20 protein-coding genes are annotated in these 13232 nt (G+C 68.1%); 2 read left to right on the forward strand and 18 right to left on the reverse strand.

The genetic code is table 11. The features are described from left to right. Positions 1-18 precede the first annotated feature (18 nt). From BMX65_RS16985 to BMX65_RS17005, 5 genes are all read right to left on the reverse strand, one after another. Positions 19-387 (reverse strand): hypothetical protein, encoded by a 369-nt coding sequence (locus tag BMX65_RS16985; protein WP_239502179.1) that lies wholly within the window; start codon positions 385-387, stop codon positions 19-21. Positions 388-425: 38 nt separating this feature from the next. Continuing rightward, complete coding sequence (locus tag BMX65_RS16990; protein WP_075001141.1) at positions 426-782, reverse strand: hypothetical protein; 357 nt, start codon at positions 780-782, stop codon at positions 426-428. Positions 783-875: 93 nt separating this feature from the next. Next, positions 876-1481 carry a phage tail tube protein gene (locus BMX65_RS16995; RefSeq protein ID WP_239502178.1) on the reverse strand — a complete coding sequence of 202 codons (606 nt, stop codon included), beginning with the start codon at positions 1479-1481 and terminating at the stop codon, positions 876-878. A 57-nt stretch (positions 1482-1538) separates the two neighbouring features. Further along, a complete protein-coding gene (locus BMX65_RS17000; RefSeq protein WP_075001143.1) occupies positions 1539-1940 on the reverse strand; it encodes a hypothetical protein in 402 nt (133 codons plus the stop codon). Further along, a complete protein-coding gene (locus BMX65_RS17005; RefSeq protein ID WP_075001144.1) occupies positions 1940-2269 on the reverse strand; it encodes an HK97 gp10 family phage protein in 330 nt (109 codons plus the stop codon). Before BMX65_RS17005 ends, BMX65_RS17000 begins: the two co-directional genes overlap by 1 nt. Before the next feature lie 33 nt (positions 2270-2302). Between BMX65_RS17005 and BMX65_RS17010 the strand changes: the two genes are divergently transcribed. Continuing rightward, on the forward strand, positions 2303-2632 hold the full coding sequence (locus BMX65_RS17010) for a DUF4429 domain-containing protein (RefSeq protein ID WP_075001145.1): 330 nt from the start codon (positions 2303-2305) through the stop codon (positions 2630-2632). Here the strand turns inward: BMX65_RS17010 and BMX65_RS17015 are convergent. The 11 genes from BMX65_RS17015 to BMX65_RS17065 all read right to left on the reverse strand — a co-directional run bounded on the left by BMX65_RS17015 (position 2622) and on the right by BMX65_RS17065 (position 11566). Next, positions 2622-2951 carry a hypothetical protein gene (locus tag BMX65_RS17015; protein WP_239502177.1) on the reverse strand — a complete coding sequence of 110 codons (330 nt, stop codon included), beginning with the start codon at positions 2949-2951 and terminating at the stop codon, positions 2622-2624. The genes BMX65_RS17010 and BMX65_RS17015 overlap by 11 nt on opposite strands. Positions 2952-2983: 32 nt before the next feature. Beyond that, positions 2984-3400, reverse strand: a complete 417-nt coding sequence (locus BMX65_RS17020) for a hypothetical protein (protein ID WP_075001329.1) — start codon at positions 3398-3400, stop codon at positions 2984-2986. A 19-nt stretch (positions 3401-3419) separates the two neighbouring features. Further along, positions 3420-4454 (reverse strand): glycosyltransferase family 4 protein, encoded by a 1035-nt coding sequence (locus BMX65_RS17025; protein WP_075001147.1) that lies wholly within the window; start codon positions 4452-4454, stop codon positions 3420-3422. Then, a complete protein-coding gene (locus BMX65_RS17030) occupies positions 4454-5410 on the reverse strand; it encodes a phage major capsid protein (protein WP_075001148.1) in 957 nt (318 codons plus the stop codon). Before BMX65_RS17030 ends, BMX65_RS17025 begins: the two co-directional genes overlap by 1 nt. Positions 5411-5430: 20 nt before the next feature. Continuing rightward, positions 5431-6090 carry a hypothetical protein gene (locus BMX65_RS17035; protein WP_075001149.1) on the reverse strand — a complete coding sequence of 220 codons (660 nt, stop codon included), beginning with the start codon at positions 6088-6090 and terminating at the stop codon, positions 5431-5433. A gap of 65 nt (positions 6091-6155) precedes the next feature. Further along, positions 6156-6962, reverse strand: a complete 807-nt coding sequence (locus BMX65_RS17040; protein ID WP_075001150.1) for a VG15 protein — start codon at positions 6960-6962, stop codon at positions 6156-6158. Continuing rightward, positions 6943-8415, reverse strand: coding sequence for a phage portal protein (locus BMX65_RS17045; RefSeq protein WP_079171935.1), 1473 nt, complete (start codon positions 8413-8415; stop codon positions 6943-6945). The genes BMX65_RS17040 and BMX65_RS17045 overlap by 20 nt, the downstream gene beginning before the upstream one ends. A 13-nt stretch (positions 8416-8428) precedes the next feature. Then, positions 8429-10165 (reverse strand): terminase, encoded by a 1737-nt coding sequence (locus BMX65_RS17050; RefSeq protein WP_075001151.1) that lies wholly within the window; start codon positions 10163-10165, stop codon positions 8429-8431. After that, the gene (locus BMX65_RS17055) at positions 10149-10400 is read right to left on the reverse strand and encodes a hypothetical protein (protein ID WP_075001152.1); all 252 of its coding nucleotides are present in this window, start codon (positions 10398-10400) and stop codon (positions 10149-10151) included. Before BMX65_RS17055 ends, BMX65_RS17050 begins: the two co-directional genes overlap by 17 nt. A 1-nt stretch (position 10401) precedes the next feature. Then, a complete protein-coding gene (locus BMX65_RS33965) occupies positions 10402-10839 on the reverse strand; it encodes a phage terminase small subunit (RefSeq protein WP_075001153.1) in 438 nt (145 codons plus the stop codon). A gap of 88 nt (positions 10840-10927) precedes the next feature. Then, a complete protein-coding gene (locus BMX65_RS17065; protein WP_075001154.1) occupies positions 10928-11566 on the reverse strand; it encodes a bifunctional DNA primase/polymerase in 639 nt (212 codons plus the stop codon). Positions 11567-11730: 164 nt separating this feature from the next. Between BMX65_RS17065 and BMX65_RS32485 the strand changes: the two genes are divergently transcribed. Then, positions 11731-12156, forward strand: coding sequence for a hypothetical protein (locus BMX65_RS32485; RefSeq protein ID WP_143081856.1), 426 nt, complete (start codon positions 11731-11733; stop codon positions 12154-12156). Here BMX65_RS32485 and BMX65_RS17070 read toward each other — a convergent pair. Both BMX65_RS17070 and BMX65_RS17080 read right to left on the reverse strand, forming a co-directional pair. Continuing rightward, positions 12119-12604 carry an HNH endonuclease signature motif containing protein gene (locus BMX65_RS17070; RefSeq protein ID WP_075001155.1) on the reverse strand — a complete coding sequence of 162 codons (486 nt, stop codon included), beginning with the start codon at positions 12602-12604 and terminating at the stop codon, positions 12119-12121. The genes BMX65_RS32485 and BMX65_RS17070 overlap by 38 nt on opposite strands. Before the next feature lie 393 nt (positions 12605-12997). Beyond that, positions 12998-13189: a hypothetical protein gene (locus BMX65_RS17080; protein ID WP_075001157.1), complete on the reverse strand. Its 192-nt coding sequence runs from the start codon at positions 13187-13189 to the stop codon at positions 12998-13000. Between the last annotated feature and the right edge of the window lie 43 nt (positions 13190-13232).

A 13232-nucleotide genomic window follows, 5' to 3' on the forward strand; every position in this document is an offset into this window, starting at 1 on the left:
AGGACTCCCTCCCGCGCGTCAGGCCGCGCCTCCGTTGATGAGCTGGAACAGCCGCTCCGCGGCGGCATCCGACATGGGGGCGGTCTTCCTCTTGCGGGGCTTGGCCCCCGGGCGTCGGATCGGCTCGGGCTGATCCGGCCGCTGCGACTTCTTCTCCGTGTTGACGCAGATCAGCGTGTACTGGAGCTGCGCCACCCGGTCCGCCAGCAGCGCCAGCAGTTGCTCGGCCTGCGACCAGCGGCCCTTCTCCGGCTCGCCCAGGTCCGCCTGCTCATCCAACTCGACGTCGGACAGGCTGTTGCGGATGGCGGTCATCGTGTGCGACTCGGGCGGCAGATGCTGGATCAGCACCCGCAGCCACGCCCACGTCCGCCGCCCGGCCAGCACGTCGGTGATGTCGTAGTGCCGGTCGATGAGGTCAGCTCTTACCGCCTCCGGGTGCTCCTGCCAGACCGAGACGGCCCACCGGATTTCCCCAGGTCCTCACCCCCGGCACGGGCCGCGGCCTCCGCGAACCGGCCGATCGCGTCCATGTCCGGGTCGAGTTCCTCATACACCTCGACGTCGTCCTCGTGGAGAACGAGCGCCATGAACGCGTCCATGTCGCCAGAGTTCAGGGCACGGAACGCACTCGCGCGCCAGCGGCCGGCCGGGAGAGCCCGGACGTCCTTGGTGACGCCGTCGTAGCCGGCGAGGGGCACCGGCACGTAGGGGTCGTTCTCCTGCTCGGCCTCCGCCTCCTGCGCGGCTGCGGCGTCGAGTTCCTTCTTCGTCGTGGGCATAGCGCGGGCCTCTCTCTTCCGGGCGCGGGCCAAAGGGAAGGTGGCGGGCCGGGCCCGCGCCAGAGGGCGGCCCGCCACCAGTCATGGGGCCCGTCAGGACCCGGTGTACTCGGGCGTCGCAGGCAGACGGTCCGCGTGGTAGACGGTGTTGCCCTCCGTGTCGGGATAGGCGGTGATCGTCCACTCGTAGCCGGCCGTCTCGTCCTGCTTGTGACTCACGTCCGAGCGCTCCGACACCTCGCCCTCGGGCACGTAGAACCCCTGCATGACGTTGCCGTCGATGACGATGAACCACCAAGCGCGGCGGTCCGGCAGCGGCGACGCGGTCTCCGCGTAGGTCGTCAGCCCGTCCTCGTCGGGCGCCAGATCCGCCTCGGCGATCCGGTACTGGATGGACTTGACCGTTGTCCGGCTGGTCTCCCACGCCGTCAGGCCGAACGTGCGGACGGACTTGGTGATGGTCGTGCGCCACGGCGACGTGTAGCCCCAGGGGGTGTACTCCTCCGAGTCCTCGTCGAAGCCCTGCGTCAGGCCGTCCTCCGAGATGCCGCCGATGGGCTGCCACAGCCCTGTCGGTTGGATCAGCGGATCGCCAGGGGAGGTGGTTCCGACAGGCGCCGTCCATCCACCTCCGTTCGCACCGATCGCTGACAAGTCCGCAGCGCGGGTGATGTTGACCATCAGGGGGTCTCCCAACATGCGAAAACCCCGCACACGGGCGGGGTTGGGTTACAGGTCCGGCGCGGGCCTGGCCGGTCAGGAGACCGGGTGAACGAACATCTCGTAGGTGGCCCCACAACGGCGGAGCCCCGTGTTCTGGTAGGGGCGGATCGCGGGCGGCGGATCCGACCTGATGCGGCCCCACGTGGCGTTGCTGGTCGTGCTGCCCCGCAGCTCACCGAGGAGAGCGCCGCGGATCGTCGCCGACAGGGCGATCGCCTCACCGCGGGTGGCGGCGTACACGTCGATGTCGACGAGCGCCCGGTCCAGCCGGAACCCGTCATCACCGCCAGCCGGAAGCCGCTGCACCTGCACCGTGGGCAGCTCATCGAGGAGGAGGTTGTCGAGTTCGTCGCGCACCACGACGCCGTCGCCGAGGCGCTCCTGCAGCCAGCCGATCAGCTCCAGCTCGACATCCACCGACCCGACCGCCGCCATCACCGGCCACCCGCCTGCGCCGCCCGCAGCAGCACATGATGCGCGTGGACACGTTCGGTGCCGTACTCCACCCACCGGGCATACGGCGCCGAGTTCCACACGGTGGCCACCGCACGGTCCTTGCGGCGTCCGCCGCGGCGCGTACTCGTCGAATGCCACGACGCCTTGTACAGACCCGGATGCGGATCCCACGCCGCCGTACCCACCGGGGAGATCGCGACCGCCGCGTCCTTGATGACGTCGGCGCGGCGCAGCATCTCCGCCTCAACCATCGGAGAGCGCAACAACTGACCGACGCCTTTCCGAGACATGCGGAACTTGGCTGCCATACCCTCACCTCACCGACAACTTGGGGGGCGGGCATGGAAGTCAAGGGCGTACAAGGCACGATCCGCTACGAGGACGGCTGGATCACCATCACCAAGAAGGAGATCGGCCAGCAGGCCCGGGAGTTCCGCATCCGCGCCGCCGACGTGACCGGCACCCGCCTCAAGCCCGGCACCTGGGCCACCCACGGCTATGTGCAGTTCGTGCTGCCTGGCTCCGCACCTGCCCCGGAAAAGGGTGGAGCGCTGACCGGCGGCCGACCGCCGCAGTCGGACCCGCACAGCCTGTCCATCCCCCGCCGCAGCAACGACGCCGCGCAGAAACTCGTGGCCGCCGTCGAGCAGGAACGCGGCATCAGCCCGTAACCCGATCCGCAGCGAACTGCACCGGCCCGGACGTGCCCGTGAACGGAGAACGCCCCCAGTCGCCGGGCCAGCCCGTCACCTCACACACCTCGCCGCGAATACGGAACTGGTCGGTGGTCAGCACATCGGAACGGGGCGGAGCATAGACCGTGAAGCCGACGATGACCGTGTCCCGGCCCTGCTGCTCCGCGCCGCCGACCTGCGGCGTCTCCGCCCGCGGGGCCACCACGCAGCCAGGCATCGGCGTCTCCACGAGCGGGCCCGGAATCGGCTGCCCGCGCTCATCCCGGCCCGGCGACGGGCCGCGACGCAGGCGCACGATGGTCTCCCCATACAGGTACGGGGCAGGCATCAGAGCCAGCCCCAGCCCGGCTCGTACTCCGTGGCGATCCCCTCGTCCACATCGACCGGATACGTCGGCGACGGATCGGCAGTCTCAGGGGTCGGGTCCACCGTGAACGCCCCCCCGCGGCCGGCCAGCGACTTGAGCGCCGCCTTGTCAGCCTTCGTCAGATACAGACCGCCAGAACCCTGCGGGCGCTGCACCGACATCGGGCCGATCGTCTCGTAGGAGACCTGCGTAGGGTTGATGTACGCCCGACCAGCCGCCGCCAACACGACCGCATCGGCCTCGTCGGGCAGCGGTTTGACGACCGTCATGCACAGCCGTGCCGCCGTCGTGAGCAAGAAGTCGGCCCGGGGGCCACTGATCTCGTCCAACTGGAGGTACATCGCAAGTTCCTCCGCCGTGGGAACCGTGAAGGCCACGACGCACACCTCCGCTCCATCACACGAGACCTTCGACAGCACCGCACCAGGCCGTCAGATCGGCTGCAGGACCCAACTCGCGCGAGCGAGCCCGAGCCCTCTTGGACGCCAACCGGTACTCGGCCGGATCACCGAGCAGCTTGCCCAACACCGCTTCGTAGCCGTCCACGTCGAAGCGGTCCACGAACACGCCCGCCTCGCCGAGCGACTCGCACAGGCCCGGAGTCGGATGTGCCACCACAGGGATGCCAGACGCCAACGCCTCAACGCCAGCCCGTCCCCACGACTCGTAGACCGACGGCATCAGCAGCACCTTCGTGCGGGCATACACCCGCTCCCGCATCTCGGAGCCGTCCACGTGCTCGACGACCTCGACATTCGGCAGGTCCGGAAGGATCTGCTCGCCGTAGGCACCGCGCACGGCCAGGAACTGCTGATCCGGCATGCGCCGGGCCAGCGCCGCGAGTGTCGTCCCGCCCTTTTCCGCATTGCAGTTGATCAGCGTGATGGCCTTGCCGGGCTTCGTCGCATACTCGTCGGCGAACACCGGAGGCCGCACGATCAGCGACCGCTCCGGCCGGACAGCCTTCGGATACTCGGCGAAGAACAACTCCGCCTCCGCCTCCATCCAGCGCGAGTTGTACACCGCCAGCGCCGTCTGCCCCGCCGCCGCATCCCGGAACGTGGGCCGGTGCGTGTTGTGACACACGACCACCATCGGCTTGCCGTAGCCGCGGGCCAGCGACGCCGTCGACGGAACGCACTCCAGATGCGACAGCAGCACATCCGCCCGCCGCACAGCAGAAGGGAAATCCAGGCGCGCCTCCAGCGGCACGACGCGCACGCCCCGGTACTCGTAGACCTCGTGTGCCTTCCCGTAACGGGACAACCACACCTCCACCTGATGCCCGCGCTCGACCAGCGGCCGCAGCATCGAGATCAGCATGTGCTCGGCGCCCGCGTTGTGCTCCGGTGGCGCGGCGTGCACGCGGGCGACGATGGACAGCGGCTTGGCTGCCCCGTCCGGCGCGGAAGCCGGGACAGCCCTGGCCATCAGGAACCGCTCGGGGTGCCGGTGAACTTCACGAACGCCTGCGCGTCACCCATGACGAACCCGTAGTACGCCTCCGCCAGGAGCAGCACCAGGTTCTCCTGGAAGGCGGAGTGGACGCCGCCTTCCTCGTCCACGTAGGTGGCCTCGTTCGACACGCGCACGGTGATGTCCATGCCCACGCCGTAGGCGCACTGCGACCAGTCGCCGCCCAGCGCCCGCAGGCCGGAATCGACACTGGCGGACTGACGCCGCTGCTTCCCCGACACGCTCCGCGAGTAGGCCAGCGGCTCACCGATCAGCGTCCCCGCCGCCGCCATGTCCGTACCCGGCGTCTGCGTGTCCACCAGGATCGGCCGGCCGGTGGTGTCCGTGGCCAGCAGCAGCTTCGGCTTCAGCCGGTGATCCGCGACGGTACCGGTGTAGTCCCAGTCCGCGTCGATGACCTCCTCCATGCCCGTCACCAGGTCGGCCCAGATGCCGCCGTTGCCCTGCGTCGCAGTGCCCAGCGTGACGCTGTTCGTCGTGGAGGCCAAGTACTCGGTGAACGGACCCGCAGCGCCCTTCATGGTCTTGCCGTGGATCGCCGCGTGGTCGAACGCGCGGGCGAACGCGGTAGGCAGATCCTTCTGCAGTTGGCTGTAGAGACCCGCGGCGTTGGTGTTCGCGACCTCCATCGCCACCGGGATCAGCACCGCCAGCTTCTTCGCCTGCATCTGCTTCACGTCCACGCCACCGGTCGACAGGGGCTTCTTCGCCGCCTGCCCGACCCAGTCCGCGGTCGGCACGTCCATCGGGATCGGCACGGACGTGGTGGCGTCCAGCGCCAGCGGCGCCGGACGCGCCAGCGCCATGATCGCCGACTGCTCCACCGACTTCTCGAAGATCGGAGCGGTGATCGTGCGCGGCAGAAGCGCACCATCGATGCTGGACAGGGTGATAGGGGCCGTAGCCGCCATGATCGTCTCTTCTCCCGCAGCTACTTCTTAAGCTGCGAACTCAGCCACCCGGCGAACTCCTCCGCCGGGTCGGGGGCCTTCGTTTTGTTGGCGCCGGACGCCTGAGTGCGATCCGGCGCAGGACGCCGCGGGCCCTCCTGGGGCTGAGGCTGGGGCTTGGCCCAGTGCGGCTTGCGCTCCAAGAGCGCATCGAGATCGGCCCTGATGGCCGCCTCGTCGATGTCGCCGTCCGAGTCGATGTACGAGTCGAGGTCCAACGCCCCGACTGCGTCCTCCGGGTCGGCGAACGTGTTCCCAGCGAGCGCCTGCACCTGGCTCTTCACGAGCCGCTGACGGGTCTTGGTGATCTGCTCGTTGGCCGTAGCGAGCTGGCCGGCGAGGCGCTCGGACTCGGTCTTCTCCGCGTCCTTGATCCGCTGCAGTTCGGCGGCCTTCGGCTCCAGTTCCTTCAGCCGCTTGCGAAGGTTCTCCGCCTCCGAGTTGGCCTTGCGGATCTTCGCCGCGGCGCGCTTCGCATCGAACGGCTCCGCACCCGACTCGCCCTGCGTACCCGCCTCCAGGGCGGTCTCACCGGTGTCACCGTCGGGGCTGCTCACTGCGTCGGCTTCCCCGGTGACAGCCGGGTCGGTGGTCTCCTCGACCTCGGCGCCGGGCTGCTGCTGCTCGGTCTCTTCGGACATGACGAAACGGCCCTCCTGGGGCATGGATGTGAATGAGAAAGGCCGCCTCCAGGGCGGCCGCGGTGTTACTGGACGGGCGACGCATCGTGCTCGGCGATCGCCCGACGGAACAGGCGAAGCTGATCGCCCGGATGGCCTTGCGCGTACTCCCGGTAGATGCGGTCCCACCGAGCCGCCTGCGGAGACAACTCGAACCGCTGCCCCCGGAAGACACTGATGATCTGACAGGAGCAGTGGTCGTGATACTTCGCCACCGACGCATCGCCGGAAAACCGGTCGTTGGCATCCCGACCGGCCGTGCCTGCGGACTTGTAGACCATCCCGCGTGAGGCCATCAAGCGGCAGAACGCGCAAGCGCCAAGCGCTGCGGCCCGCGCGTAACCAACAGCCTCACGGTCCCGCTGCACAGCCTGCCGCGTCGTCTGGCGTCCCTGATCCAAGACGAGCTTTTCCACCACCGCAGCCGTCTTCTTCTCCGCCGCAGCCAGCCTCACCTCGACTGGCTGTGCCTGCGCCGCCGTGGTACGCGGATCGTCCGGGTCCCGGGGCCACAGGTCCTTGGTGGCCCATCGCAGTGACGCCTGCGTCTGCTCCTGCGGCGGGCTGTCCGCGAGCGGCACGGTGAACGCACTGGTGACGTCGGCCGCGGCTCGCTGCGCCTCGTACACCTCGGCAGCCAACTGCGCCGCCAAGTCGCCGTACTGGCGCACCACCGCGTCGACCGCCTCCATCCACGGCGGCAACGTCGCACCCATCCGCGCGGGCACGAGGAGTCTCCGCAGCCTGCCCAGATCCCTGCGCAGCAGCCGCACCAGCCCGGCAGCAGCCTGACGGTGACGGGCGCCGTCCGCGTCAGAAACTCTCCTCGCCACCGGTCACCTCCGGCAGACCTGCGGCCTCCCCCGTCGAGGCCGAACTGTCCTCCCCGCCGCCGAGCCCAGTGAGCCGATCCAGCAACTGGGCCCCGGCAAAGCGGCGCCGGTCGGCTGCGACACGCTGACGCTGCCCCTCCGACAGGCCCGCCAGCTCCAGCGTCACGTCGGAGTCGGCCGGCAGAATCCCGGCCTGCACCAACTTGACCGCAGCATCGGTCTGCGCCGCCACGGTCGGTGTCGCTGGGTTCCGCCACACACACTCGATACGCCGCTCACGGGGCGGCGCCTCCCCATCGCGCACCCACATGGCCAGACGCATCACATCCGCCCACACCGCGCCGAAGCGGCGAATCCGACGCTCGGCCTTCTTCACCAGCATCGCCTCGCTGCTGCGGATCGCATCCGCAGAAGCCGGGTTGTCCGAGGTGTAGCCGAGCATGTGCGGCGGTAGCCCCAACTGAGTCGCCATGATCCGCGCATACAAGTCGATGATCTTCGTCATGCCAGTCGGGTCATGCGCCGCGAACTGGCCCACAGTCGGAAGGTTTCCCTCCTCGTCCCGCTCCAAGGCCAGGACCCGACCGATGTACGTCTCCCACGCAGACTTCGCGTTGCCCTCCGCGTCCTGGAACGCAGACTCGGACGCGCCGAGGATGTAGCGCTGCGGAGCACCGAAGAACTCCGCCGCCACCTCCATGCCCATCAACCGGCGGCACGCAGCATCCGTGATCGACATGACCTCCGGGGTGATCTCACTACGCCCCACCCGGTCCGCGGTCCGCTGACGATTCGCCATCCGCAACACCGGAGGCAACCCCAGACCGTGCATGTCCCGGTCGACGACCTCCCAGCCGCCACTGGGCGAAGGCACCGCATACACCGTCTGCTCAGGCCCGTACAGCACCGTCAACGGCTCATCGCTGCGCGCCGGATCCAACCGATCCACGGTGCACTCCCGCAGCGCCGACGTCACCATCCGCAGACGGGCATCCCACTCCACCGTCATATCCAACGGAGACTCGACCGTGATCACAGGCGGGCAATCCCCACCCGGGCCGCACTCACCCGACCCGACCGCGATGTACTCCCGCCCATAGGTCAGCGCGTCCAAGTGCGCCAGACTCGCCTCGTCGAACAGATCGTTCGCGTCGGCGATCTCCCGCAGACCCTCCGCGTCCCCGCCGTCAGCCCAGCGGAACGCCTCCAAGTCGAGACGCTGCTCCAGCGCCTCCACACCGATCCGCGGCCATCCGATGACCGTGTGCAGGCCCTTCAACTGCGGCGGGATGGAGATCCCCAGGTCCCGCACCAGTTGCTCACCGTTGAAGTAGGCGTCCAACAGTTGCAGATGCCACCGTGCCGACAGCAGGTCCTGCCGGAGAAACTGGATCTGCGCCAGCTCGTCCTCCGACAACGACACCAGCGGAAGCTCAGGGATCGTAGCGGCCACAGGTCACCGCCCTTCACCTGAGTACGACGACCCGGCCCTTACCGGCCGACCGCTTCTTGGCCCACGCGGGCGAGTTCATCAACATGCGGCGCAGCATCCGCGCCCCGATCGCACACACCGCGAGATCGATCTTCCGGGCGGACTCGCGGTGCTCCTTACCGATCGTGTAGCCCCACCTGTTCGTCCGCCGCCGCGCATTCGCGATGTGCTGCCGCAGCACCCGGTGCCCGTCGTGAGGCACCTGCCGCTCCAGCGCATCCCGGTAGAACCGGTCAACCGCCTCCGTGAACAGCGGCTGATGCTTCGGATCACGCATGTCCCACAGCACCGCGTGCTGCCGCGTACCCGAGACCACAGCCTTCAGCTTCAGGCGCTTCCCGTACCGCTGTGCCCACGAGTCGATGTAACCGTCCCAGTACCGCTCGCCGTCCGCGTCATCGTGGCCGGCTCCCGGGTCGGCGAAGAACGCGAGCGGCCGGTAGCGGGCGAAGGTCTGCTCGACCACGCCGTCGACCTCATCCCGCGGCACCCGCCACGGCCGATCATCCGGCCAGCCCGGCGGCTTCTGCCACACGCCCAGAGCAGTCACGAAACCGTCCGACACCCGACACGCCACCAACCCGGTGGCGTCATCGCTCTTCGACCCGTCGAAAAACAAGACGATCTCGTCTCGCTCGGCCAGCTCCACGCCGTCGACCTGGCAGGCATCCCACTCGTAGCGGGCCATGTACGCGTCGTCCGCGGCGACGATCTGGTTGAACCAGAACCGGCGACTACGCGACGGCGGATTCCGCACATCCAGGATCGACGCCTTCAGCCGGTCGATGTCCAGCCACACGGAATCCCCACGCACAGCCTTCAGCGTCGGGACGATCCACTCCTCCGTCAGCTTCGCCTCAGCCGGCGCCTCCAACGAGTCGTAGAACAGACCCGTATCGACCGACCGCCCGGACTCCGCCGACTCGAACGCCTCCCGAGTGCGCTCCGCCACCGAGTCCTCACCCGGCTCGTAAGCGTTCGTGAGAGCCAGGGTTCGCGACATTCCGTCCGCGCTCTTGGTCGAGTTGCGCTCGATGACCGCAGCCATCTCGTGCCCCTGATTCGAGTCCACCCAGTGGTGCGTCTCATTCAGCAGGACGAACGTCGGCCGACCGCCCTCCATCGCTCGCGGCGAAGACGTGACCGCCTCAACTCGAGCGCGTCCCTTGTCCGCATAGATGATCTCCTTGCCGAGATCGATGCGGTACTCCTCGATCGCCCGCTTGCTGAACATCCCCGGGAAGAGCGTCATCGTCGAGCGCGTCTGGTCCTGCGACACCGCCGCGATCTGCACCCAGGCCGCCGGATGCTGCATTCCGATCGGCTGCCCCGGCGGGATCCCCCACTCGTCTCCCTCATCCGCCACCTGGCCCGACGGCCGGCACGGGCCGACAAACTCGAACCCCGACCACGAAGCCCCCAAGGGATCCTTGCCATGACCCTTGAGGCGTTGGATCACGCCGTCCCGGTACTGGAACCGCAACGTCACCGGGTCCAGCGCGTACCACCACAGCGTCAGCCGGGCCTGCTCCGCCGTATACCGCCACGGCGCCCCGACATGGTGCTGGAGGTACGTAGCCGTCCACGCCAGCGCATGCCAGCCCAGCGTGAACTCCGGCAGCACGAACCGGCCGTCCCGGCCACGCCGCCAAGTCGGCCCGAGCGTGAACGGGGTGACGACCTCGGGGACGGCTTCAACTTCCGCGTTCATCACGACGAACGAGTGGCGACGGCATCTTCATCTCGTTCCGCCGCAGACACGCCTCGATCTCTTCCCGATCCGAACGATCGAAGAAGCCCCGGAGGCGCACCACCACGAAGTCCCGCACACCCTCGATCACCCGGGTCGAACTCGCATAACGGCACCGCTGCTGCGGGATGTCATGCATGCGGGACCACGCCACCGCCTCGTCGCGACTGCCCGCACACACCACGTAGACCAGCACGTCAGCCCCCGATCGCCGCACGGTAGTCCGCGATCGCCGTCACCCCAGCCGGAGCCTGCTGCACCGCAGGCTTCCGCTCCAACTCGATACGCGCCCGACGACGATCCCCCTCCGTCGACAGCAACCGCGCCATCACACTGTCCAGCGCCGCAACGAACTGCCCGTTCGGCGGCCGGTCCGACGACAGACCACGCGACATCAACTCCGCCGCATACCGGGCCACCGCCCAGTCCGACGGCTGATAGAACACGGCCTGCCCCGACTCCCGCAGCGACAGATACCAGTCCCGCGCAATCGGATGCCACAGCTCATCCGGCTCCGGCAGATCCGGCAGATCCGTCGGCGGACCCGACGGCGCCTGCACCAGACCGGGCCCCTCGTCCTTGTTCCGGCGGCGGCGCTCCTCGCTCCGCTTCGGAATCGGACCATGTGTGCCCATGACGACCTCCTGGGTCAAGACCACGCGCCACCCAGGGCGCGCAGAGGGCCTGACGTAACGACGCCCCGCGAGGGACGCCGCCAGGGCGTCACATCAACGAGGCGAGAACACCGGCCGCATCAGGCAGCTCGGCAAGCTCAAGAGGAGTGCCCGGAACCCGGTCACCCACGATCATGTAGCGGCGGTCCGAGTACACCTCAACCGCCACCTCACCGCGACGAATCCGGCGGCCAGCCGAGACCTGGCCGCGGAACCACAAGTGCAGACCCGTACCAGACCGACCACGCTCCATGTACGTCGCCGGCAGCCGGTCGATGATGGCCTGCGCCCACGACAGCACCCGGCCCTCCTCGACAGCGTGGTCGAGGTCGACGACGACAATCCCATCGCTGCCCGCCAGGACGAAGCCGACGCCCTCACCAGCCTGCGCCTGCACCGCAGTCGGAAAGTCCGACCACGACGACGGGTCATCCACTGACGCGAAACGACCATCCACCCGCAGCGGCACCTTCCGAGACGAGTACCGCACCCACCGCGGGCGCCCCGTCAACTCGGCTGGCACGCGAGCCACCTGCTCCGCCGCCACCCGCTGCTGCTGTACACGCCGCCGCTCGCGGTATGCGGCCTGCCTGCACCGCGACGAACAGAACCGCGCATCCGCCCGAGCCGTCAAGGGCATCGGCCCCGCGCAGCGCTCGCACTCGGTGCGGCAGGTCGTCGAGATCATGACCCAAGCCTAGAGGATGCGCGTTACGGCTGTAGCCCTTTGACCAGCACCGTAACCGTACCGAGACAGATCACACGAGCAGGCGTTGACTAGACCTGTCAGCCATCCGTGCAGGTCGGCGGCCTAGGGAACCCGTACAGAGAGTCAGGTGCTATACGGCCCCGATGGCAATGATCATGGGACCAAGATCATCCCCCCAGATGATCTTGAAACGGATGATCTTGGACCAAGATCAAGGATCAAGGAATCTTCTTGATCAACGATCAAGGTCAGGCTTGATCCACTTCGTCAGCAAGATCAACCCGCCATCGAAAGCGTCGCTAGCGATCTTCATCGCTTCGCTTTTCGATCTTCTTCAATCGATCTTCGCGAAAGATCAAAAGATCTTGTTGCTGCTCAACGCCTTGCTCGCATGCCCAACGCGTCTGCCTCACCCCTATGCCATGCCCTACCGGTGCCCCACCACCGGAGAGGAGGGGGCCGACGTGGTGGCGCGCCCAGCCTGCCTTGCCCATGCTCTGAGGGTTGCCTTGTGGTTGCGTCAGCTACCTGTCAGCTCGCCTTGGGTTGGACAGCTCGCCTGGCGTTGAGGTTCCTTCGGGCGGTTCGATAGTTCCGACGCCAGCACTCCCGGCACTGTCGCCGGCCGGACTTGGGCTCGACGTAGTACGCATCGGATCGAGTCAGGTCGTGGCCGTTCTTGCACCTGCCACCTTGACGAGCGTCGTATCCGCGTTGGATGTTCACGGCCCGTGCGACTGGCTCAAGGTGTCCAGGGTTGACGCATGCCCGATTGCGGCACAGGTGGTCCAGTTCGGCACCTTCAGGGATGGGGCCACAGTGTTCGGCGTAGAGGACGCGTTGGGCCAATCGCGTCCCGTGGATCTGGCGTGAGGTCTTGCCGTAGCCGTTGGAGTAGCGCGCGCCTTGCCACTCCCAGCATCCCGTTGGGGCGACGGCGTAGTGCAGGAGGTTGTTCAGGTGCGGGTCGCCTGTGGTGCCGGTCGTTCTTGCGCGGCGGTAATGGAGTTCGCACATGCCGTTCCTCAGTCGGCCGGGCACGCACTCTTCGTTGCCGATCTGGCAGGGGCGCGTGCGTGTGCCCTGTCCTTGCAGGTCTGTGGCCTGCTGGTCGCCGCAGCGTGGTCGTTCAGCGGCGTCGTCGTACTGAAGTGCGGCCGACGTTGCGGCGGTCGCCAGGCCAGACCCCTGTCATGTCCCGGTGGAGGCGGGCGCAATATCCGGCGGCGCGGCTGCCGAGGTAGCGCCTGAGGTGGCGGTTGCACCGGGTGAAGTCCGACGGGGTGTTCCAGCGGATCTTGGTGGTCCCGCCCTTGCCGGGGCCCCAGTATTGCTTCAGGGCGGCGGCATTGCCGCGGTTGCCGCGTCCGCTGCGGCCTCGGCTTCCCCTGCCTTTGCTGGCCACGTGGATCACTCCTCGGGCTGCTGGTTCTGGTCGATGCGGGTGATGGTGGCTCCGCTGTGTGCGGGTACGGCGATGCAGGTGCCGTGTGGGTCGGCGAGTACGGCCCAGCCGTGGTCGATGGTGAGGGTGAGGTGGCTGTCCTCGGCGAGGATGTCCTCGCCCTGCCCCTTCGGGTAGCGGATCAGGAACGCGGGCATGGCTGGCCCGTCTCGTAGTCGACCTTGTACCAGTCGAGGTTGT

This window comes from Streptomyces qinglanensis (assembly GCF_900111245.1).
Lineage (GTDB): Bacteria > Actinomycetota > Actinomycetes > Streptomycetales > Streptomycetaceae > Streptomyces > Streptomyces qinglanensis.

Excerpts from the sequence above, each read along its gene's own strand:
- BMX65_RS16990 (WP_075001141.1), bottom strand. The coding sequence starts at position 782 with ATGCCCACGACGAAGAAGGAACTCGACGCCGCAGCCGCGCAGGAGGCG.
- BMX65_RS16995 (WP_239502178.1), bottom strand. The coding sequence starts at position 1,481 with ATGTTGGGAGACCCCCTGATGGTCAACATCACCCGCGCTGCGGACTTG.
- BMX65_RS17000 (WP_075001143.1), bottom strand. The coding sequence starts at position 1,940 with ATGGCGGCGGTCGGGTCGGTGGATGTCGAGCTGGAGCTGATCGGCTGG.
- BMX65_RS17005 (WP_075001144.1), bottom strand. The coding sequence starts at position 2,269 with ATGGCAGCCAAGTTCCGCATGTCTCGGAAAGGCGTCGGTCAGTTGTTG.
- BMX65_RS17010 (WP_075001145.1), top strand. The coding sequence starts at position 2,303 with ATGGAAGTCAAGGGCGTACAAGGCACGATCCGCTACGAGGACGGCTGG.
- BMX65_RS17025 (WP_075001147.1), bottom strand. The coding sequence starts at position 4,454 with ATGGCCAGGGCTGTCCCGGCTTCCGCGCCGGACGGGGCAGCCAAGCCG.
- BMX65_RS17030 (WP_075001148.1), bottom strand. The coding sequence starts at position 5,410 with ATGGCGGCTACGGCCCCTATCACCCTGTCCAGCATCGATGGTGCGCTT.
- BMX65_RS17035 (WP_075001149.1), bottom strand. The coding sequence starts at position 6,090 with ATGTCCGAAGAGACCGAGCAGCAGCAGCCCGGCGCCGAGGTCGAGGAG.
- BMX65_RS17050 (WP_075001151.1), bottom strand. The coding sequence starts at position 10,165 with ATGAACGCGGAAGTTGAAGCCGTCCCCGAGGTCGTCACCCCGTTCACG.
- BMX65_RS33965 (WP_075001153.1), bottom strand. The coding sequence starts at position 10,839 with ATGGGCACACATGGTCCGATTCCGAAGCGGAGCGAGGAGCGCCGCCGC.
- BMX65_RS17065 (WP_075001154.1), bottom strand. The coding sequence starts at position 11,566 with ATGATCTCGACGACCTGCCGCACCGAGTGCGAGCGCTGCGCGGGGCCG.
- BMX65_RS32485 (WP_143081856.1), top strand. The coding sequence starts at position 11,731 with ATGGCAATGATCATGGGACCAAGATCATCCCCCCAGATGATCTTGAAA.
- BMX65_RS17070 (WP_075001155.1), bottom strand. The coding sequence starts at position 12,604 with ATGTGCGAACTCCATTACCGCCGCGCAAGAACGACCGGCACCACAGGC.
- BMX65_RS17080 (WP_075001157.1), bottom strand. The coding sequence starts at position 13,189 with ATGCCCGCGTTCCTGATCCGCTACCCGAAGGGGCAGGGCGAGGACATC.